This window comes from Mesorhizobium sp. M6A.T.Cr.TU.016.01.1.1 (assembly GCF_003952585.1).
GTDB lineage: Bacteria > Pseudomonadota > Alphaproteobacteria > Rhizobiales > Rhizobiaceae > Mesorhizobium > Mesorhizobium mediterraneum.
In genome coordinates, this window is record NZ_CP034452.1 from 2,289,174 (window position 1) to 2,308,774 (window position 19,601).

The 19,601-nt window shown below is 62.7% G+C and carries 23 protein-coding genes; 18 read left to right on the plus strand and 5 right to left on the minus strand.

What is annotated here, in order from left to right; genetic code table 11:
- Window positions 1-102 precede the first annotated feature (102 nt).
- Window positions 103-1,041, minus strand: coding sequence for a tyrosine recombinase XerC (locus tag EJ075_RS10815; protein ID WP_126104346.1), 939 nt, complete (start codon window positions 1,039-1,041; stop codon window positions 103-105).
- A gap of 145 nt (window positions 1,042-1,186) precedes the next feature.
- Here EJ075_RS10815 and rimM point away from each other — a divergent pair, with 145 nt between their 5' ends.
- Together rimM and trmD are read left to right on the plus strand one after the other, a co-directional pair.
- Window positions 1,187-1,786 carry a ribosome maturation factor RimM gene (gene rimM / locus EJ075_RS10820; RefSeq protein ID WP_095484901.1) on the plus strand — a complete coding sequence of 200 codons (600 nt, stop codon included), beginning with the start codon at window positions 1,187-1,189 and terminating at the stop codon, window positions 1,784-1,786.
- A complete protein-coding gene (trmD, locus tag EJ075_RS10825) occupies window positions 1,783-2,481 on the plus strand; it encodes a tRNA (guanosine(37)-N1)-methyltransferase TrmD (RefSeq protein WP_095484902.1) in 699 nt (232 codons plus the stop codon). The genes rimM and trmD overlap by 4 nt, the downstream gene beginning before the upstream one ends.
- Here trmD and EJ075_RS10830 read toward each other — a convergent pair.
- The gene (locus EJ075_RS10830; RefSeq protein WP_095484903.1) at window positions 2,463-3,215 is read right to left on the minus strand and encodes a sulfite exporter TauE/SafE family protein; all 753 of its coding nucleotides are present in this window, start codon (window positions 3,213-3,215) and stop codon (window positions 2,463-2,465) included. The two genes, trmD and EJ075_RS10830, sit on opposite strands and share 19 nt — an antisense overlap.
- A gap of 317 nt (window positions 3,216-3,532) precedes the next feature.
- On the opposite strand from EJ075_RS10830, the gene rplS reads away from it, so the two are divergent.
- From rplS to leuC, 5 genes are all read left to right on the plus strand, one after another.
- Entirely contained in the window at window positions 3,533-4,072 is a 540-nt protein-coding gene (gene rplS / locus EJ075_RS10840; RefSeq protein ID WP_095484904.1) for a 50S ribosomal protein L19, read from the plus strand.
- A 255-nt stretch (window positions 4,073-4,327) separates the two neighbouring features.
- On the plus strand, window positions 4,328-5,125 hold the full coding sequence (locus tag EJ075_RS10845) for a transporter substrate-binding domain-containing protein (protein WP_126104347.1): 798 nt from the start codon (window positions 4,328-4,330) through the stop codon (window positions 5,123-5,125).
- Between the two features lie 263 nt (window positions 5,126-5,388).
- Window positions 5,389-6,204, plus strand: coding sequence for an amino acid ABC transporter permease (locus tag EJ075_RS10855; RefSeq protein WP_126104348.1), 816 nt, complete (start codon window positions 5,389-5,391; stop codon window positions 6,202-6,204).
- 56 nt (window positions 6,205-6,260) lie between these two features.
- Window positions 6,261-6,896 carry a class I SAM-dependent methyltransferase gene (locus EJ075_RS10860; protein WP_095484907.1) on the plus strand — a complete coding sequence of 212 codons (636 nt, stop codon included), beginning with the start codon at window positions 6,261-6,263 and terminating at the stop codon, window positions 6,894-6,896.
- A gap of 399 nt (window positions 6,897-7,295) precedes the next feature.
- Window positions 7,296-8,705 carry a 3-isopropylmalate dehydratase large subunit gene (gene leuC, locus EJ075_RS10875; RefSeq protein ID WP_126104349.1) on the plus strand — a complete coding sequence of 470 codons (1,410 nt, stop codon included), beginning with the start codon at window positions 7,296-7,298 and terminating at the stop codon, window positions 8,703-8,705.
- Window positions 8,706-8,788: 83 nt separating this feature from the next.
- Here the strand turns inward: leuC and EJ075_RS10880 are convergent, their stop codons facing one another.
- Window positions 8,789-9,100 (minus strand): hypothetical protein, encoded by a 312-nt coding sequence (locus tag EJ075_RS10880; RefSeq protein WP_095484910.1) that lies wholly within the window; start codon window positions 9,098-9,100, stop codon window positions 8,789-8,791.
- Window positions 9,101-9,280: 180 nt separating this feature from the next.
- Here EJ075_RS10880 and EJ075_RS10885 point away from each other — a divergent pair, with 180 nt between their 5' ends.
- On the plus strand, window positions 9,281-10,492 hold the full coding sequence (locus tag EJ075_RS10885; RefSeq protein WP_126104350.1) for a GGDEF domain-containing protein: 1,212 nt from the start codon (window positions 9,281-9,283) through the stop codon (window positions 10,490-10,492).
- A 76-nt stretch (window positions 10,493-10,568) separates the two neighbouring features.
- Entirely contained in the window at window positions 10,569-11,780 is a 1,212-nt protein-coding gene (locus EJ075_RS10890; protein WP_126104351.1) for a GGDEF domain-containing protein, read from the plus strand.
- Here EJ075_RS10890 and EJ075_RS10895 read toward each other — a convergent pair.
- Complete coding sequence (locus EJ075_RS10895; protein ID WP_095485116.1) at window positions 11,764-12,114, minus strand: hypothetical protein; 351 nt, start codon at window positions 12,112-12,114, stop codon at window positions 11,764-11,766. The two genes, EJ075_RS10890 and EJ075_RS10895, sit on opposite strands and share 17 nt — an antisense overlap.
- A gap of 231 nt (window positions 12,115-12,345) precedes the next feature.
- On the opposite strand from EJ075_RS10895, the gene EJ075_RS10900 reads away from it, so the two are divergent.
- The 7 genes from EJ075_RS10900 to EJ075_RS10930 all read left to right on the plus strand — a co-directional run bounded on the left by EJ075_RS10900 (window position 12,346) and on the right by EJ075_RS10930 (window position 18,038).
- Complete coding sequence (locus tag EJ075_RS10900) at window positions 12,346-12,690, plus strand: hypothetical protein (protein WP_126104352.1); 345 nt, start codon at window positions 12,346-12,348, stop codon at window positions 12,688-12,690.
- Between the two features lie 226 nt (window positions 12,691-12,916).
- A complete protein-coding gene (gene sdhC / locus EJ075_RS10905) occupies window positions 12,917-13,336 on the plus strand; it encodes a succinate dehydrogenase, cytochrome b556 subunit (RefSeq protein ID WP_126104353.1) in 420 nt (139 codons plus the stop codon).
- Between the two features lie 2 nt (window positions 13,337-13,338).
- Complete coding sequence (gene sdhD, locus EJ075_RS10910; protein WP_095484915.1) at window positions 13,339-13,734, plus strand: succinate dehydrogenase, hydrophobic membrane anchor protein; 396 nt, start codon at window positions 13,339-13,341, stop codon at window positions 13,732-13,734.
- Between the two features lie 4 nt (window positions 13,735-13,738).
- On the plus strand, window positions 13,739-15,577 hold the full coding sequence (gene sdhA / locus EJ075_RS10915) for a succinate dehydrogenase flavoprotein subunit (RefSeq protein WP_126104354.1): 1,839 nt from the start codon (window positions 13,739-13,741) through the stop codon (window positions 15,575-15,577).
- Between the two features lie 7 nt (window positions 15,578-15,584).
- Entirely contained in the window at window positions 15,585-16,376 is a 792-nt protein-coding gene (locus EJ075_RS10920) for a hypothetical protein (RefSeq protein WP_126104355.1), read from the plus strand.
- Window positions 16,377-17,156: a succinate dehydrogenase iron-sulfur subunit gene (locus EJ075_RS10925; RefSeq protein WP_126104356.1), complete on the plus strand. Its 780-nt coding sequence runs from the start codon at window positions 16,377-16,379 to the stop codon at window positions 17,154-17,156.
- Window positions 17,157-17,393: 237 nt separating this feature from the next.
- Window positions 17,394-18,038 carry a DUF480 domain-containing protein gene (locus tag EJ075_RS10930; RefSeq protein WP_126107305.1) on the plus strand — a complete coding sequence of 215 codons (645 nt, stop codon included), beginning with the start codon at window positions 17,394-17,396 and terminating at the stop codon, window positions 18,036-18,038.
- A gap of 309 nt (window positions 18,039-18,347) precedes the next feature.
- On the opposite strand, the gene EJ075_RS10935 is transcribed toward EJ075_RS10930, so the two are convergent.
- On the minus strand, window positions 18,348-18,773 hold the full coding sequence (locus EJ075_RS10935; RefSeq protein ID WP_126104357.1) for an OsmC family protein: 426 nt from the start codon (window positions 18,771-18,773) through the stop codon (window positions 18,348-18,350).
- Between the two features lie 226 nt (window positions 18,774-18,999).
- Here EJ075_RS10935 and EJ075_RS10940 point away from each other — a divergent pair, with 226 nt between their 5' ends.
- Entirely contained in the window at window positions 19,000-19,224 is a 225-nt protein-coding gene (locus EJ075_RS10940) for a hypothetical protein (RefSeq protein WP_126104358.1), read from the plus strand.
- Complete coding sequence (locus tag EJ075_RS10945) at window positions 19,221-19,577, plus strand: YciI family protein (protein WP_126104359.1); 357 nt, start codon at window positions 19,221-19,223, stop codon at window positions 19,575-19,577. Before EJ075_RS10940 ends, EJ075_RS10945 begins: the two co-directional genes overlap by 4 nt.
- The last annotated feature ends 24 nt before the right edge of the window (window positions 19,578-19,601 follow it).

Sequence of the window (19,601 nt, forward strand, 5' to 3'; positions counted from 1 at the left end):
AGGCCTAAAAAAGCGGCGAAACGGTTAACTGGCTTATCCAAATTGTCTTGAACGGGGCTCGTTGCGCGTGCGCTGTCCGGACTTTGCAGGCCTGCACGTCGCTCACGCCCGCGGATGGGCGGCTTCGTAGATTTCGAGCAGCCTGGCGGTGTCGACGCCGGTGTAGATCTGCGTCGTCGACAGGCTGGCATGTCCCAAAAGTTCCTGGATGGTGCGCAGGTCGCCGCCGCGCCCAAGCAGATGCGTGGCGAAGGAATGGCGCAAGGCGTGCGGCGTGGCGGTATCGGGCAGATTGAGCGCCGAGCGCAGCTTCGCCATGTCGCGCTGGACGATGGCCGGGTTGAGCGGGCCGCCGCGGGCGCCGCGAAACAGCAGGCCCTTGGGGTCGAGATGCCAGGGGCAGAGCCGGCGGTATTCGGCGATCGCCCTCAGCGCCACCGGCAGCACCGGAACCAGCCGGGTCTTGCCACCCTTGCCGGTGACGCGCAGCACGCTATCGCCAGCCGACGACAGATCGGCGCCCGACAATCCGAGCGCCTCGGAAATGCGCAGGCCCGAGCCGTAGAGCAGCGTCAGCACGGCGGCGTTGCGGGCGGCGATCCACGGCTCCTCCGCCAGCTGGCCTTCCATCGAAACAACGTGTTTGGCATCGCTTGCCGTCAGCGGCTTGGGCAGCGACTTCGGCTGCCGTGGCGCGCGCAGTGCCGCAGCGCCCGCCGCATTGACGAGGCCGCGCCGCTCCAGAAAGCGCAGCAACGAACGGATGCCGGCGAGCCCCCGCCCGAGCGTGCGGGCGCCGGCGCCCCCGGCGCGGCGAGCGGCGAGAAAGCCGCGCAGATCGGCCGGGCGCAGATCGGCGATATCCGAAATGCCGGGCGAGCCGCCGCAATGGCCGGTCAGGAAGTGCAGGAATTGGCGCGTGTCGCGCTCATAGGCTTCCACGGTTTCCGGCGATAGCCGGCGTTCGCGCGCCAGCATCTTCAGCCAGGTTTCGCGGGCCGCCTGAAGGTCTGGTTTGGCTGGAATAAGAAATTCCTGCATTGGCTCTTTCGATATTCCGTTCTTCCAATTCGTTCTTCCAATTCTGGGCCATCTTCCGGCAGCCGGGTTAGGAAGCGGTGAAGAGCCGCGTCATTGAAATGACAAGAGGGTGGAGCTAGAGCAAGGCCAAAGGATTTTTCCGCCGATGACCAAACCGCAAAACCCCGTCCAGATGGCCGTGATCGGCGCCGCCCACGGCATCAAGGGCGAATTGCGCGTGAAAACCTTCACCGGTGACCCGTTGGCGCTGGCCGACTACGGGCCGCTCTATGCCAGGGACGGCCGCGCCTTTCAGATCGTCGACATCAGGCCGGCCAACACGGTCGTCGTGGTGCGCTTCAAGGGCATCAGCGACCGCAACGCTGCCGAGGCGCTTGCCGGCACGGAATTGTTCGTCGACCGCTCGATGCTGCCGGACGATGGCGAAGAGGACGAATTCTATCATGCCGATCTCGTCGGGCTGGCGGTCCGGGACGATACCGGTGCTGACATCGGCAAGGTCGTGGCCGTGCATAATTTCGGTGGCGGCGACATTCTCGATGTGATGCTTGGCGAGCGCAAAGGCGTGCTGATCCCGTTCACGCAGGCCGCCGTGCCTGACGTGTCTATCAAAGAGGGTTTCGTCCGAATCGATCCGGCGGCGGCGGGACTGGTCGAGGACGAAGACGGCGAGCCTCCCGGTGGCGACGGTTTCGACCCGAAGGGCAGGCCGCGCGGGCCGAAGGACGCCGGGGGCAACCGGTGAGCTTTTCCGCCTCGGTGCTGACGCTCTATCCGGAGATGTTTCCCGGCGCGCTCGGCCTGTCGCTGGCCGGCAGAGCGCTGGAGGCTGGCACGTGGGAGCTGGAAGCAATCCAGATCCGCGATTTCGCCAGCGACCGCCACCGCACCGTCGACGACACACCGGCCGGTGGCGGCGCCGGCATGGTGATGCGCGCCGACGTTTTGGCCAAGGCGATCGACCATGCCTCGCCACCGGGTGATCCACGGCCACGGCTGCTGATGAGTCCGCGTGGAAAACCGCTGACGCAGTCCCGCGTGCGCGAACTGGCCGCCGGGCCGGGCGTCGTCATCGTCTGCGGACGCTTCGAAGGCGTCGACCAGCGGGTGATCGACGCGCGTGGGCTCGAGGAGGTCTCGGTCGGCGACTTCATCCTGTCCGGCGGCGAGCCGGCAGCGCTCGTGCTGCTCGACGCCGTGGTGCGGCTGTTGCCCGGCGTGATGGGCAATGCGGTATCAGGCGATGAAGAGAGTTTTGAAAACGGCCTGCTCGAACATCCGCACTACACGCGCCCGCAGGAATTCGAAGGCCGGCAAATCCCCGAGGTTCTCACCTCGGGCAATCACAAGAAGATCGCCGCATGGCGGCGCGCTGAGTCGGAAAAGCTGACCAGGGAAAGGCGGCCTGACCTGTTAGCCGCTCAGCCCTTGGCAAAATAGTAAAAGGCCAGGAACACGCCGATCCCAACCACGAAGCCGCGCACGGCAATTTGCGGCACGCGCTTGGCGATCCAGACGCCGGCATAGCCGCCCAGCGCGCCGCCCGGTATCATGATGATCGCTTGCGGCCAGGCGATCACGCCGCCGGAGACGAAGACCAGGATGGCTATCGCCGCGATGACCACGGCCAGCATGTTCTTCAGCGCGTTCAGGCGGTGATAGTCGCCGGGCTGGGTGAGGCCGAGCGTTGCCAGCATCATGACGCCCATGCCGGCGCCGAAGAAACCGCCATAGACTGCGGTGGCGAATTGCGCCAGGGAGCCGACCAGCGAACCCACCGCGGCCTCATGCCCCGGCTTGGGTGCCGGCTTCAGCCACGGCCCAGCGGCGAATAGCGCAGTCGCCGCCAGCAGCAGCCATGGCACCAGGACGCGGAACGACGGATTGTCGAGCGCCAGAAGGATGAGTGCACCGGCCAGCGCGCCGAAAGCCGATATGAGGCCGAGCAGCAACGCCGTGCGCCAGAAATGCTTGATGTCGGACCAGTAGGCGAGCGTCGAGGTGATGTAGCCGGGAAACTGTGTCACCGACGAGGTCGCGTTGGCGACGATCGGCGGCAAGCCGACCAGCGTCATGGCGCCGAAGGTTACGAACGTCCCGCCGCCCGCTATCGCGTTGACGGCACCTGAGAGAAAGCCCGCGAAAAAGAGCAGGGCCGCATCGAGAACTGGCATGGGGGTATTGCCGCCGGAGGAAAGTCACGTTTTACCCGGCTTAAAAAGCTTGGGCCTTCGACGCAACCCCTGCTGAGAGATTGCAATGTCGGCCAACGACCAAAAAAGAACACGGCAAAGGCGTGACAAAGCGTCGAAATAGCTGTATGTGCCCGCCCGAACCGGAAGAAAAATCTGCCGGACCCGTCAACAATGGCGGTGTAGTCGCCCCTGCCCGATGTTCTCGCGAACGAAGGGCATAGCCGAGCGGTCAATGGAACTGCAAGGCGAGTGTCGGACGCTCTGACTGTCGGAAGAACAAGAAGTGGATTTTTACGATGGACATCCTCCGTCAGCTCGAGGCCGAACAGGCCGCCAAGATCGAAGCCAAGCGCAAGCTTCCCGAATTCCAGCCCGGCGATACCGTGCGCGTCCAGGTCCGCGTGACCGAAGGCACCCGTACCCGTGTCCAGGCCTATGAGGGCGTCGTCATCGCCCGCGCCGGCGCCGGTTTCCAGGAGAGCTTCACCGTTCGCAAGATTTCCTACGGCGAAGGCGTGGAGCGCGTGTTCCCGGTCTATTCGCCGATGGTCGAGGGCGTCGAGATCGTGCGCCGTGGCAAGGTGCGTCGCGCCAAGCTTTACTACCTGCGCGATCGCCGCGGCAAATCGGCCCGTATTTCGGAAAACACCGGCGTGCGCGCCCGCAAGCTGAACGATGAGGAGCGCGATGCGCTGAACGCCGAAAAGGCCCGCATCGAGGCCGAGAAGGTGGCCGCCGCGCAGGCGCTGGCCGCCGAGAAGGCAGCCCAGGACGCCGCCGAGAAGAAGGCCGCCGACGAGGCCGCCAAGGCTGCGGAAGCGGCTGTCGCCGAATAAGTTTTTTCAACAACCGTGCTTCGGAAAGGCGGCTTCGGCCGCCTTTTTTGTCCCTGAGGTGACGCGCCGGACGGGGTTTGATCCGCAAGGCACGAATCGTTGCGCAAGCGCTCGGTTGGAACCATTAGAATCCGTTTTAGCGCAAAGCGGCGCATCGGACCGGCTTGCAAGCCGCTAACGGAAAGCTAAAGTCGGCGCCGGGTTTTCCTGCAAGCCTCGACAATGTCCAGGCTGTTCAAGTTCTTGGGGTGTGTCATGACCAAATCGAAACTGCTGTTGGCCGGCCTGTTGGCTCTGATTCTCGCGCCCGTCGTCGCCCTGGCGCAGGCGCTGCCCGATCTCGGCGGCAAGAAGGTGGTGGTAGTGACGGAGAACGCCTATCCGCCGCTGCAGTTCATCGACGCCAAGACCGGCAAGCAGATCGGTTGGGAATATGACGCGATGAACGAGATCGCCAAGCGGCTGAATTTCCAGGTCGAGTACCAGAACACCTCCTGGGACGCGATGATCCAGGCGGTTTCCGACAACCAGTACAACATCGGCATGACCGGCATCACCATTAAAGACGACCGCAAGCAGAAGGTCGATTTCTCCGACCCTTATATGCGCTCGGAACAGTTCATGCTGGTGCGCGGCGACGAGAAGCGCTTCACCGACGCCAAGACCTTCGGCGCCTTCAAGGATGGGCTGATCGGCGCGCAGGCCGGCACCACGCCCTTCTACACCGCCGTCTACAGCGTGCTCGACGGCAATGAGCAGAACCCGCGCATCAAACTGTTCGAGACGTTCGGTGCGACGGTGCAGGCGCTGAAGACTGGTGACGTCGATGTCGTTTTGACCGACGGCACTGCCGGCAAGGGCTATGTCGAGGCGTCCAATGGCGGGCTGAAGCTGATCGGCGGACCGCTCGGCACCGAGGATTTCGGCTTTATTTTCCCGAAAGGCTCGGATCTGGTGAAGCCGGTCAATGCGGCGATCGCCGCACTGAAGGCCGACGGCACGCTCGACGCGCTCAACAAGAAATGGTTCCTTGATTACAAGATGGGGCAGTAGCTTCCATTGTTGCGCACGTTGGGTGATGCGCAGGAATTCGCGCTGACTCCGCGCTCGTCCACCCCCCTCTGTCCTGCCGGACATCTCCCCCTCAAGGGGGGAGATTGGCAGCTTCGCTGGCCGCGCTTTTTCTCTAACGTTGGAGATTGGCGAAAGCAGAATGAACAGCCAATCTCCCCCCTTGAGGGGGAGATGTCCGGCAGGACAGAGGGGGGTGCCTTGGCACCATGCCTTCGCGATGTCTGCTTCACCGGCATCGCTTGATGCCAACGCCCGCATCTTCCACCTCCAAAACCGACTTTCCCTGGTGGCTTGCTGCGGCGATCGCGCTCGCCGTGGCCGCCGCCATCTTCATCGCCGCAAGCGACCTCTACGCCCAGGTTTTCGCGACCGTCGCCAAGGGCATCGGCATCACTGTCTTCGTCACAATTGTCGCCTTTGCCCTGGCTTCCGCCATCGGGCTCGGCATCGCGCTGATGGGGCTGTCAGGGTCGCGCTGGTTGCGTCAGATCGCTCGTTTCTATGTCGAGATCATCCGCGGCGTGCCGATCCTGGTGCTGTTGTTCTGGATCGCGTTTGCCGGTGCGCCGGCCTTCGTCGCGGCGTGGAACGCGCTGACCGCGCCACTGCAAAGCGCCGGCGTCTTCGGCGAGCTGCTGGTGCGAGACGTGTCGCTGCTGTGGCGCGCCATCATGGCGCTGACCATCGGCTACTCGGCCTTCATCTCGGAGGTCTTCCGCGCCGGCATCCAGGCGGTCGAGAAGGGCCAAATCGAGGCGGCGAAGGCGCTGGGGCTGACGCGCACGCAGCGTTTCCGGCTGATCGTCTTTCCGCAGGCGATCCGCACCATCTTGCCGCCGCTCGGCAATGATTTCGTCGCCATGGTCAAGGATTCGTCGCTGGTCTCGGTGCTCGGCGTCGCCGACATCACCCAGATGGGCAAGATCTACGCCGCCGGCTCGTTTCGCTTCTTCGAAACCTATTCGATCGTCGCCTATATCTATCTCATCCTGACGGTTGGCCTGTCGCTGGCCTTGCGGGCGCTGGAGAAGCGGTTGCGCCGCCAGCATGAGGAATAGAAGGCAGGCGAAGACGGCGCTACGATTGACCTGCCCGGTTGCGGAGGAATTGATCCATGAACATCGACAAAGCCAATGCGGCGCTGGAGTCCGTCTATACGGCGGATACACCGGAAGCGCTGGCGCAAGCTTATGCCGCATGGGCTGCGACCTATGACAGCGAAACCGCCTCGCTCGGCTATCTCCTGCCGTTCCTGATCGCCGCCTGGGTGGCGCGCCATGTGCCATCGGGCGAGGGGCCGCTGCTCGACGCCGGCTGCGGCACGGGCCTGTCGGGACCGTCGCTCAAGGCGCTGGGCTATCAGGACATTGCCGGGCTCGACCTGTCGGAGGACATGCTGAAAATCGCCAGCAGCCGGCAGGCCTACAGCGAGTTGAAACAGGCGATGCTCGGCGGTCCGCTGCCTTGGCCCGACGGGTATTTCCGCGCCTTCTTTTCGACCGGCGTGTTCACCCTCAGCCACGCGCCGGCTTCCGGCCTGCATGAACTGGTGCGCATCACCCGCAAGGGCGGCCATGCCATCTTCACCGTTCGCGACCAGGTGTTCGAGAGCGGCGGCTTTCGTGACGTTTTTGCCGAGCTGGAGCAGGCGAAGAAATGGCGGCCGGTCGAAGAAAGCCCATGGTTCCGCTGCTATGCCATCGCCGAGCCCGAGGCGTTGGTGAAGACGTTTGTGTTTGAAGTGCTTTGAGGGGCGGCACTTTCCCTTCTCCCCCTGTGGGAGAAGGTGGCCGAGCGAAGCTCGGTCGGATGAGGGGTGTTCCAGCTTGGCAACGACAGCGATCCGTCCAGCACCCCTCAACCGTCTCGGCGCTGCGCGCCGATCCACCTTCTCCCACAAGGGGAGAAGGGGAAGCCGCGCCACACCCTACCAATTGCCGAAAACCCAAAACATTGATATGAGCCACGCCATGGAACAGCTTTTTGGCGATCCGGCCTACAAGGGCTTCGTGCTGCAGGATAGAAAACGCCTGCCGTCGCGATTCTCCGCGCGCGTTTCCGGCGCTCTGACCAGCCGACTTCGCTAGGCCGTGTTCGCCGGCTAGCCGGCGCTTGTCCTTCCCATTTTCATATCGACGGATTTACGCACATGAGCGCACCGCGCACCCTCTACGACAAGATATTCGACGACCATGTCGTCGACCGCCAGGACGACGGCACCTGCCTGCTCTATATCGACCGCCACCTCGTCCATGAAGTGACCAGCCCGCAAGCCTTCGAAGGCCTGCGCATGACCGGCAGAAAGGTCCGCCATCCTGAAAAGACGCTGGCCGTGGTCGACCACAATGTGTCGACCTCGCCCGAGCGCAAGTTCGGCATCAAGAACGAGGAAAGCCGCATCCAGGTCGAGGCGCTGGCCAAGAATGCCAAGGATTTTGGCGTCGAATATTATTCCGAAAAGGACATCCGCCAGGGCATCGTCCACATCATCGGCCCCGAGCAGGGCTTTACTCTGCCCGGCATGACCATCGTCTGCGGTGACAGCCACACCTCGACGCACGGCGCTTTCGGTGCTTTGGCGCATGGCATCGGCACCTCGGAAGTCGAGCATGTGCTGGCCACGCAGACGCTGATCCAGCGCAAGGCCAAGAACATGCTGGTGCGCGTCGACGGCGTGCTGCCGGAAGGCGTCACCGCCAAGGACATCATTTTGGCGATCATCGGCGAGATCGGCACTGCCGGCGGCACCGGCTATGTCATCGAATATGCCGGCGAGGCGATCCGGGCGCTGTCCATGGAAGGCCGCATGACCATCTGCAACATGTCGATCGAGGGCGGCGCCCGGGCCGGCCTGATCGCGCCCGACGAGACGACCTTCGCCTATGTCAAGGACAAGCCGCGCGCTCCCAAGGGCGAGGCGTGGGAGGCCGCGCTTGCCTACTGGAAGACGCTGCAGTCCGACGAAGGCGCGCATTTCGACAAGGTGGTCGTGCTCGACGCGGCGAAACTGCCGCCTATCGTCTCCTGGGGCTCTTCGCCCGAGGACGTCGTCTCGGTCCAGGGCATCGTGCCGAACCCCGACGATATCGCTGACGAGAACAAGCGCACCTCCAAGCAGCGCGCGCTCGATTATATGGGCCTGAAGCCGGGCACCAAGATCACTGACATTTCGCTCGACCGCGTCTTTATCGGCTCCTGCACCAACGGTCGCATCGAGGATTTGCGCGCCGTCGCCAAGGTGGTCGAGGGCAAAAAAGTCAGCCCGCATGTCGATGCGATGATCGTGCCGGGGTCAGGCCTGGTCAAGGAGCAGGCGGAGGCCGAAGGTCTCGACAAGATCTTCCTCGCCGCCGGCTTCGATTGGCGCGAGCCGGGCTGCTCGATGTGCCTTGCCATGAACGACGACCGCCTGAAGCCGCATGAGCGCTGCGCCTCGACCTCGAACCGCAATTTCGAGGGCCGCCAGGGCTTCAAGGGCCGCACCCATCTGGTGTCGCCGGCCATGGCGGCAGCAGCGGCGATCGCCGGCCACTTCGTCGATATCCGTGAGTGGAAATAGATTCAGGCATGAGTGGAAATAACTCGGGCCGCCACAGTTGAGTGCATGCCAGAACCCGAACCGCGATGCGGTTCGGGTTTTCTTCACGCCGGGCGCCTTACGAACTCATGGAATTGCTCACGCCGGCCGGGTTGCTCCGCAGCGACTACGAGTGCCAGCTGACGTTCGTCGAAGAGCTTGAACCATTCGTCCCATTCGACCAGCTCGTAGCCGCCCGCATTGACCGGACGTTCGCCCAGATCCTGGTCCTGATAAGCGTGCTGGCCGAAGACCAGCCTCAGCATGGCTTGCGTTCCCGTTTCGGGCGACACGTCGACGATTGCCGGAAATCCGGCGCGCGCCGCGACCCATGAGCGAATTGCTTCGTGATCAGTCAGCATGATCGTATCGGCCATGAAGCGTCTCCATCGATTGCTGCTGGAAAACGCCGATCGCGGTTTCAAGTTCCGCGCATCAGCTTCATGGGCGACCCGGCGCATATTCGACTTTGCTCAACGGCTTGCTTGGACTTAACCGCTTGTTTGGGCTTCCGCCCTAAGGTCTTCCCTGGCGGAAGCGTGGGGGTTCACGGTCCTTTGGACACCGGTTTGCTGGTAGCGTTGCTCAATCCGACGATCGCGCTTGCGCTCGGCGCGGTGTTTCTCGTGCTGTGGTTCTACCAGCGCCACCGCCCCTATCTGGCTGTGCTCGCCGCCAGCTACTCGCTCTCGGCGGCGGGATTCCTGTTGCAGTACTTCACCCTGCCCGTCGGCATGGCGCCGACCAAGCTGCTCTCCAATACATGCTTCACCTTTGCCGCCTGCTGCCTCTGCAGCGCGATCGTGGCACGCTATGGGCGGCGCGTGCCCTATGTCGGGATCGGCGTTCTGGCGGGCGGCGGCCTGACCGCATTCTGCTGGTTCCTGTTCGTTCAGCCAGACCTCACTTGGCGGATCCTGGCGATGAATTTCGGCTTCGGCGGCCTCAGCCTGCTTGTGGCGGCCGAACTGCGCCCGGTGCGCGGCAGGGGTCCGACCGAAATGATCCTGTTCGTGCTGTCGCTGCTTTCCGGCCTGAATTTCTTCGTGCGGACACTGGCCGTCATCATCGCGCACGGACCCTTCACAAGCTATGACGGCTTTTACGCCTCGTCCTACTGGACGACGGCGTTGCTGTCGCATGCGCTGCTGTCGCTGCTCATCGCGCTTTGCCTGTTCTGCGCGGCGGCGCTCGATGTGATGAAGGCGCTGAAGGCCGAGGCGTATACCGATCCGCTGTCGGGCCTGCTCAACCGCCGCGGCTTCGAGGAGCGCGCCAGGCTTCTCCTGCTTCACTGCGCCACCGCCAAAATGCCGGTCGCGCTGGTGCTCGCCGACCTCGATCATTTCAAGGCGCTCAACGACCTTCACGGGCATGCGGCGGGCGATCGCGTGATCGCCGACTTCGCCGCCAAGCTTCTATCGGCTGCCGGCACGCGCGGCGTCGCCGGCCGCATCGGTGGCGAGGAGTTCGCCGTGCTTTTGCCGCTGAGCGACCTCGGCGCGGCAAGGCTGTTTGCCGAAGCCATTCGCACGCTCTATTCGGCGGGCAGCGTCGACGGGCTTCCGCCCGGCACAAGAGTGACCGCGAGCTTCGGCGTGACGGCCCGCACCGGCGACGAAGGACTTGAGCCGCTGATGCGCCGCGCCGACGAGGCGCTCTACAAAGCCAAAGGGAATGGTCGCGACAGCGTGCGGCTATCTTATGAACGGTCGGCCTATGAACAGCCGGAATCGGTATCCGTCGTGGAACCGCTCAAAGCCGGCTGATCATACGCGCTTGGGTTCGCATTAACGTCTTTTTCGCCCGTCCGTGATTTGCTTTCGCAGGGAGTGCGAAAATCACATGGGCGGCGCAGGCTTCATCCTTGCAATCAACCTGTTCGTTGCCGGCCTGCTGGCCGCAGCCTTCATGACGATCGCGTTCTACGATGTAGGGCGCGTGTCGGCACGCTGGCTGGCCCTCGGCTACCTGCTCGGCGTGGGCTATTACATCGTCGAATTCAGCATTCCGGTCTTCGACAATGCGCGACCTGCGGTCGTCACGGCTTTCGCCGTTTTCCTCGGCGCCACCATCGTCTTCAATGCTGGGCTCGCCCATAAATACGGCGTGGCGACGCCCTGGCATCCGATGCTTGTCTTTCTGGTTGCGGCCACCGTCGCAGTGTACTTCGTGCAGGATCTGCCACGTCAGTCGCTTGCCCGCATGATGGCCTACCAGCTCCCCTATGCGGCCATGCAGTTCGTCGGCCTCGGCATCGTCGGGTCGTCCAGGCAAAAACGCGACCGGCTCGACCGTGTGCTCATGGCTGTGCTGGCGGCCAGTGCCCTGCAATTCGTGAGCAAGCCTTTCATCGCCCACGCTCTGGGTGGCTGGGGCGTCAATCCGCAGGCCTATATGCGGAGCGACTACGCTCTGGTGTCGCAATCGCTTGGCACTGTGTTCGCCATGGCAATCGCGCTTCTTGTTCTGATCATCCTGGTCCGCGATGTGCTCGCCGAGGCGACGTCGAAGTCGGAGACGGACACGCTTTCAAGGTTGTTCAACCGGGGCGGCTTCGAACGTCACGCGGAACTCGCGATGCGCGATGCCGTGCGCAAAGGCGTTCCGGTCGCCCTGGTCATCGCCGACCTCGATCATTTCAAGAGCGTCAACGATAGTTTCGGCCATGCGTCCGGTGACCGGGTCATCGGGACCTTTGCTGGCTTCCTGCGTGACGCCGCCGCCGACCATCACGTCGCCGGCCGCATCGGCGGAGAAGAGTTCGCGATCATACTGCCGGGGACCAACCTCGCCGCGGCGCGGCTCCTTGCCGAAGGGACACGCAGCGCTTTCGGTGCCTTGCCGATCGACTGCCTGCCGGCGGACCATCGCTGCACCGCCAGCTTCGGCGTTGCCGAGCTTCAACCGGGCGAGGGTTTCGCCGATCTCATGCGGCGCGCGGACGAAGCGCTTTACCAAGCCAAGCGCGGCGGGCGCGATCGCGTGCGTATTGCGTTAGAGCCAGCCCTGCAGACCCCAGTGGCGACGCCTGACAGAATCAGCGGCAGGGGCTGAGTTCGGGCATCTCGCCGTCTGAAAGGCCGTACATGTAACTGCGGCCCTTCACGAAAACCGGGGGCCTGTAGCAGTCGCGACTGCTGACGTCATCCGCTTCGTTTTCATAGATTTTGGGCTGACCGGCGCCGGTGTAGTCCGACAGTTCCTTGGCCAGGTTGCCCTCGCCAACGAGGATGCGCTTGTAGCCGGCGGCGCTCTCGATGACCAGATTTCCGAAGGAATCGGCGTAGACGCGGTCGCGCGTCCCGGCGAGTGCCGGTGCTGCGAAGCCGATGGCCACCGCCATCAAGATGAGCGCCGAAAGGCGCGATCTGCCTGAGTTCGAACGCATGGCGTCCTCCATTTGTCAGAGGCGAACTTCCTCTGACTCGGAAATTAACCTTTTATTAACCTTTGTTAAGAGGCTAGCCCTGCTGGCCGTCAGGTCTCGGCAAACATGGTTAATATCCGGCGCCTGGGCGGCCGCGGTCATCTTTCGGCCATGCTTGCCCGCACCATCGCGCCCGGTGTCGGGTGATCTTGGCAAGCATCGCGGCTGGTTTGATGCGTAGGGAGACAGCATATGGCGTTACGCCGGACGTTTCGGGTGACGCTTGCCCTTTTTTCATTGCTGATCACTGCTGCCTGCGTGTCGCAGACCAATGCGCCGAGGGCCGGCACGACCGATTTGACGGCGCCGCAGCCGCGCACCGCGACCTACAATTGCGCCGATGGCACCAGGATCACTATCGAAAACCTCGGCACATCGGTGCGCGTGCTTGGCCCAGACGGCGCCAGCGAGGAACTGCCGGCCTCGCCGGCCAATCAAAGCAGCCGCTTCGGCGAGGCGCATGACGCAATCGTGATCGACGGGCGCGATGCGCTGGTGATGAAGGGCGGTAAGACGCCGCTGACCTGTAAGCGTTAATCAGTTTACCGCACTGCAGCGAACATAGCGCCGGCTTTGGGTCGCGCCCTAATCGATTGAAGCAAAGACCGCCCCTTTTGTCAGACTAAATTACGTTTTCGAAACGGTTTTCTGGCTTTGACGCGGTGCAAAAAGAGCATTAGAAACCGGCTGTCCGAAGTCGCAACCGGAAGCGGTAACGCCGCATTTCCACCTGGGGCTCCAGAGACGCCGAACTGGGGGAGCCATGAGCAAATCACCAGCCACCCGCGAATTTGCCAGACGTGAACGGCCGCTTTCGCCGCATCTGACCGTCTATCGGCCGCCGATCACGATGACGATGTCGATCATCCATCGCATCACCGGCGGGGCGCTCTATTTCGGCACGCTGCTGGTCGCCCTGTGGCTGATGGCGGCGGCGAGCTCGCAATCCACCTTCGATGCCGTCAACTGGGCCTTCGGCTCGTGGCTGGGGCGGCTGGTGCTGTTCGGCTATACCTGGGCGCTGATGCACCACATGCTGGGCGGCGTGCGCCATCTGATCTGGGACACCGGGGCAGGTCTTGAAAAGGACACCGCCTCCAGGATCGCCTGGGCGACGCTGGCCGGCTCGATCGTGCTGACGCTGCTGATTTGGGTCGCCGGCTATATGGCGCGGGGAGCCTGATCGTGAGCCACCACAACACCGACATGCGCACGCCGCTGGCGAAGGTCCGCGGCCTCGGCTCCGCCCGCGAGGGCACGGAGCATTTCTGGCGCCAGCGCCTGACGGCGATCGCCAACATCCCGCTGATCCTGTTCTTCGTAGGCTTCCTGATCGCGTTGAATGGCGCCGGCTATGTGGAGGTGCGCGCCGCACTTGCCAACCCGTTCGTGGCGCTGGTCCTGGCCCTGGTGCTCTTGTCCGGGCTTTATCATATGCGGCTCGGCATGCAGGCGATCATCGAGGACTATGTCCATGGCGAGGGCATGAGGCTGGCGCTGCTCGCGCTCAACACATTCTTTCCCGTGGTGGTCGGCGTCGCCTCGATCTTCGCCCTGCTCAAACTGGCATTTGGAGGCTGAAATTTTGGCCAAGGACGCGAAAAACGCCAACACGGCGTCCGCCTATACCTATGTCGACCACAAGTTCGACGTGGTGGTCGTCGGCGCCGGCGGCGCCGGCCTGCGCGCCACGCTCGGCATGGCCGAACAGGGCCTGCGCACCGCCTGCATCACCAAGGTGTTCCCGACGCGATCGCATACGGTGGCAGCGCAGGGCGGCATCGCCGCCTCGCTCGCCAATATGGGCCCCGACAACTGGCAGTGGCATCTCTTCGACACGGTCAAGGGCTCGGATTGGCTCGGTGACACCGACGCACAGGAATACATGGTGCGCGAGGCGCCGGCGGCGGTCTACGAGCTTGAGCATTACGGCGTCCCCTTCAGCCGCACGGAGGACGGGAAAATCTACCAGCGGCCGTTTGGCGGCATGATGATGAATTTCGGCGAGGGGCCGCCGGTGCAGCGCACCTGTGCCGCCGCCGACCGCACCGGCCACGCCATGCTGCACACGCTCTACGGCCAGTCGCTGAAGCACAACGCGCAGTTCTTCATCGAGTATTTCGCGCTCGACCTGATCATGGAGCCGGACGGCACCTGCACCGGCGTCGTTGCCTGGAACCTCGACGACGGCACCATCCATCGGTTTTCGGCAAAAATGGTGGTGCTGGCGACCGGCGGCTATGGCCGCGCCTATTTCTCGGCGACCTCGGCGCATACCTGCACCGGCGACGGCGGCGGCATGGCAGCGCGGGCCGGGCTGGCGCTGCAGGACATGGAGTTCGTGCAGTTCCATCCGACCGGCATCTACGGCGCCGGCTGCCTGATCACCGAAGGCGCGCGCGGTGAGGGCGGCTATCTCGTCAACTCCGAGGGCGAGCGCTTCATGGAGCGCTATGCGCCATCGGCCAAGGACCTTGCCTCGCGCGACGTCGTCTCGCGCTGCATGACGCTGGAGATCCGCGAAGGCCGCGGCGTTGGACCGAAGAAGGACCATATTTTTCTCCATCTCGACCACCTTGATCCGGCCGTTTTGCATGAGAGACTTCCGGGTATTTCGGAATCGGCAAAAATCTTTGCCGGCGTCGACCTGACCAAGGAGCCGATCCCGGTGCTGCCGACGGTGCACTACAATATGGGCGGCGTGCCGACCAATTACTGGGGCGAGGTGCTCAACCCCACTGCCTTGAACCCGGACCAGGTGTCGCCCGGGCTGATGGCGGTCGGCGAGGCCGGCTGCGCCTCCGTCCATGGCGCCAACCGGCTGGGCTCGAACTCGCTGATCGATCTGGTGGTGTTCGGCCGCGCGGCGGCGATCCGGGCCGGCCAGGTTATCGACCGCAATGCGGCGATCCCGTCGCCCAACGAAGCCTCGGTCGAAAAGATCATGGATCGCTTCGACCGGCTGCGTCATGCCAACGGCTCGACGCCGACGGCGGTCTTGCGCGAAAAGATGCAGAAGGCGATGCAGGACGATGCGGCGGTGTTCCGCACGCAGGAATCGCTGGAAAGCGGCTGCAAGCGCATTTCGCAGATCTGGGGCGAGCTCAAGGACGTAAAAGTGTTCGACCGCTCGATGATCTGGAACTCCGACCTGGTCGAAACGCTGGAGCTGGAAAACCTGATGGCCAACGCCATCACCACTGTCTACGGCGCCGAAGCGCGCAAGGAGAGCCGTGGCGCACATGCGCGGGAAGATTTTTCGGGTCGTGATGATTTGGTCTGGCGCAAGCACACGCTGGCCCGGCTCGGCGAAGACGGCAAGGTGACGCTGGGCTACCGGCCGGTGCACACCGAGCCGCTGCTTAGGGAAGCAGACGGCGGCATCAACCTGGCCAAGATCGCGCCCAAGGCCAGGGTGTATTGAGGGCGCAATGACCGCCACGATTTGCAAATTCTGTGGTGCCGAATCGAAGCTAGTGAAGTCTCATATCGTCCCAAGATCGTTTTATTTTTTGGATAATGAGATGCCCCACATGTCTATGCCCCTTGATAGGGTTGTTAGGGCAAAGAGATCAAGAACAGGTATATGGGACGACCGTATACTGTGTGATGAATGTGAGAATAAGTTCGGCGTCTGGGATGATTACGCTTACCGCTATTTAATCGGGAACTTCAAAAAATTATTTGTTTGTCGTGATGATTATGGAATCCTTCTGGTAGAGAAGGCGTTCCCTGTATCGGTATACTCGGACACGGCCGACAGGCGAAAGCTTAGAGATTTTGCAATTTCGGTATTGTGGCGCGCTCACGTGAGCGCCCGAGAAGAAATGTCCGGGATTGATCTTGGCGATCATGCGGAGGCTTACAAAAGAATTTTGACCGGCCAGATAGATGGGACGGAAAAAGCATATCCTTTAGGCATCGTCAAAGAAAGCAATCCCGATTGGCGTGGGATAGTAAGTATTATAGGAAGGTGGGATATAGGAGAAGCTGAGATTCATCGATTTTCAGCTGGCGGGTATACTTTCCTGGTTGCCGCCTCTGATATTTCATTTGTCCCAGATTTGAATTTGTTATTTCAGCCATATAAAGGTGATAAGCAGATGATGTTGTGCAAGCCGGAAAGCAGTTCAAGGTTTGCGCAACAGATGTCGGCTATAGCTAAGGCCAACCGCGACGCTCATGGTGACCCTTGGAAGGGTCTGAGAAAGGCAGCGAACTAAATGGTCGAACTGACGCTTCCCAAGAACTCGAAGATCAAGGCCGGAAAAACCTGGCCGAAGCCGGAGGGCGCGACCAATCTGCGCGAATATCGTATCTACCGCTGGTCGCCGGACGATGACGAAAACCCGCGCATGGACACCTATTTCGTCGATATGGACGATTGCGGTCCGATGGTGCTCGACGCGCTGCTCTGGATCAAGAACAAGATCGACCCGACGCTGACCTTGCGCCGCTCCTGCCGCGAAGGCATTTGCGGCTCCTGCGCCATGAACATCGACGGCTCCAACACGCTCGCCTGCACCAAGGGCTGCGACGACATTTCCGGCGCGATCAAGGTCTATCCGCTGCCGCATATGCAGGTGGTCAAGGATCTGGTGCCGGACCTTACCAATTTCTACGCCCAGCACGCTTCGATCGAACCGTGGCTCAAGACGGTGTCGCCCGAGCCGGCCAAGGAATGGCTGCAGAGCCATGAGGACCGCGAAAAGCTCGACGGGCTCTACGAGTGCATCCTTTGCGCCTGCTGCTCGACCTCCTGTCCGAGCTACTGGTGGAACGGCGACCGCTATCTCGGGCCGGCAACACTGCTTCAGGCCTATCGCTGGCTGATCGATTCCCGGGACGAGGCCACGGGCGAACGGCTCGACAATCTCGAAGACCCGTTCCGGCTCTATCGCTGCCACACTATCATGAACTGCGCCCAGACCTGCCCCAAGGGGCTCAACCCGGCCAAGGCGATCGCCGAGATCAAGAAGATGATGGTGGAGAGAAGGGTGTAGCTGCGGATGGGTGCCGTCGAGATCGTGTCGTCTGTAGCGATCCTTCGCGCCCCCCTCTGTCCTGCCGGACATCTCCCCCACGAGGGGGGAGATCGGCCGTCACGCCGACTTTCGCCAATCATCAGCGTTGCAGAAGTGAGCAGAGCGCTGAAGCTGTCAATCTCCCCCCAAGTGGGGAGATGTCCGGCAGGACAGAGGGGGGCGCTGTCCCGCCAGCTTCAAAAGGATAGCCGATCTATGACTGATTCTGACCTTCCCATCCTTTCTCCCGTCGAAGCGCGCGTGCTCGGTTGTCTGATCGAAAAGAAGGAGCTGACACCTGATATCTACCCGCTGACGCTCAATGCAGCACTTGCCGCTGCCAACCAGAAGACGGCGCGCGAGCCGGTGATGTCGGTCGAGCTTGGCGAAGTAAGACGAGCGCTTGGCCAGCTGGAGCACAAGGGCCTGGTCAGGCAGGTCTTTGCCTCGCGCGTCGAGCGCCACGAACATATCGTCGCGCAGCGCTTTTCGCTGACCTCGGCGCAGATCGCGCTGCTTGGCCTGCTGTTGCTGCGCGGTCCGCAGACCGCTCATGAATTGCTGGCGCGAGCTGAGCGCATGGTGCGGTTACCCTCCGTCGACGAGCTTCGCAGCAATCTCGACCTGTTGATCGGTCGCAAGCCGCCGCTCGTTCAGCAGATCGATCGTGGACCCGGCCAGCGTGAGGACCGCTATGTGCATCTCTTAAGCGGAGTGCCGCAGATTGCAGCCGTCGCCTCACGTCCGGCGCAATCAGCCACCTCATCAGCCTCCGATCTCGAGGCGCGAGTGCAAGCTCTCGAGGAGGAGATCGCGACGCTGCGCGCACGCATTGACGCGCTGACTGGCGAAGGACAGTAGCGCAGTAGGCTCAATTGTGTTTCCAGATTGAATTTGCCCTCACGCTTACCTTCGAGGCGTTGGCGCTGCCCCTCACCCGCCTGCCGGCGACCTCTCCCCGTATAGTGACGGGGAGAGGGACGCTCTGATCGACGGTTTCGCCACATAGTCAGCGTTGCAAGAAGGGCGCCGCGGCTGCGGCCCGCCTCTTTCTCCCCGTCACTAAACGGGAGGAATGCCCGGTAGGGCAATGAGGGGCGGAGCCGACGTCAACAATTGATGGTCTCCAACCCAAGCTGGAGGAGACGGTCACATGTGGGAAGCGGCCGCTCAGCCGAGCTTGGCGTCGAGCGACACGTTTATGGCGCCGAGCGCCTTCGAAACCGGACACCCGGCCTTGGCCTGTTCGGCCAGCTCTTGGAATTTCGCCGCATCGATGCCCGGCACCTTGCCGACCACCGTGAGAGCGCTGCCTGTGATCCCCGTGCCAGGAATCAGCGTCACCACCGCCTTGGCGTCGAGTTCGTCGGCGGGGGTGCCGTTCTCGGCCAGGAAGTGAGAGAACTGCATCGCGAAGCAGCCGGCATGCGCCGCCGCGATCAGCTCCTCCGGATTGGTGCCGGACTTGCCGCTCTCGTCCTCGAAGCGTGCCTTGAACGAATAGGGCGTGCCCTTCAGGGTCCCGCTCTGGGTGTCGAGCGTGCCCTTGCCCTCCTTCAGATTGCCTTTCCAGACGGCGTTTGCGGTGCGGTCCATGAAATTCTCCTTGATTGTCCGGATTGCGCCGGCCCGGCGCCGGCGTTCTTCAAGACTATAGCGCGGGCGCGGGCGAAGACCACCGCGCTCTTTGCGCCGTCGCGCAAAATTGGCGGCGGCGAGGCTGAATTTTTCTTGAAAAAATGCGCGCGCAAGAATGTCGACTTCCATCGGCCTCAACCGTCCTGCGGGCGGTCACGGATTTCGCGGCCGGATGGAGGTTCACATGGATGGCTTGTTTTTTGCACTGTGGAAGGGCTCGGGCCGCAAGCTCGAACGACGGGAAGATTACGGGCTGCATCCGCCGCCTTCCGGTTTCGGCCGGCTTCTGGCGGCGGTTGCCATCATCGGGGTCGCGGCAAGCGTTCTCGATCACATGGCGGCACGCAAAGGCGCCGCTGACGCCGTGGCCGCATCCTATGGTTCGTCACAACAAGGGAGCTGGAAATGAAATATGTCCTGCTGGTCTACGGTGAGGAAAAAGACCTCTACGCGCTCACGCCGGAGGGATCGGCAAAGCTCGACGCCGATTCGCTGGCCTATGACAGGTCATTGGACCAGCAAGGCAAGCTGATCATCGCGCAGGCGCTGCAATCGGTGAAGACCTCGAAGACCGTGCGCCGGCGCAAGGGCAAGCGCCTGATCACAGACGGCCCTTTCGCCGAGACCAAGGAGCAATTGCTCGGCTTCGTCATGATCGAGGCCGGGGATATCGACGATGCGCTGGAGATCGCCGGTGGCATTCCGCTGGCGGAAATCGGCACGATCGAGGTCAGGGCGATCTACGAGGTGCCGGGGTCCTAGACAACCATCTGCTCCCGGCGGTGC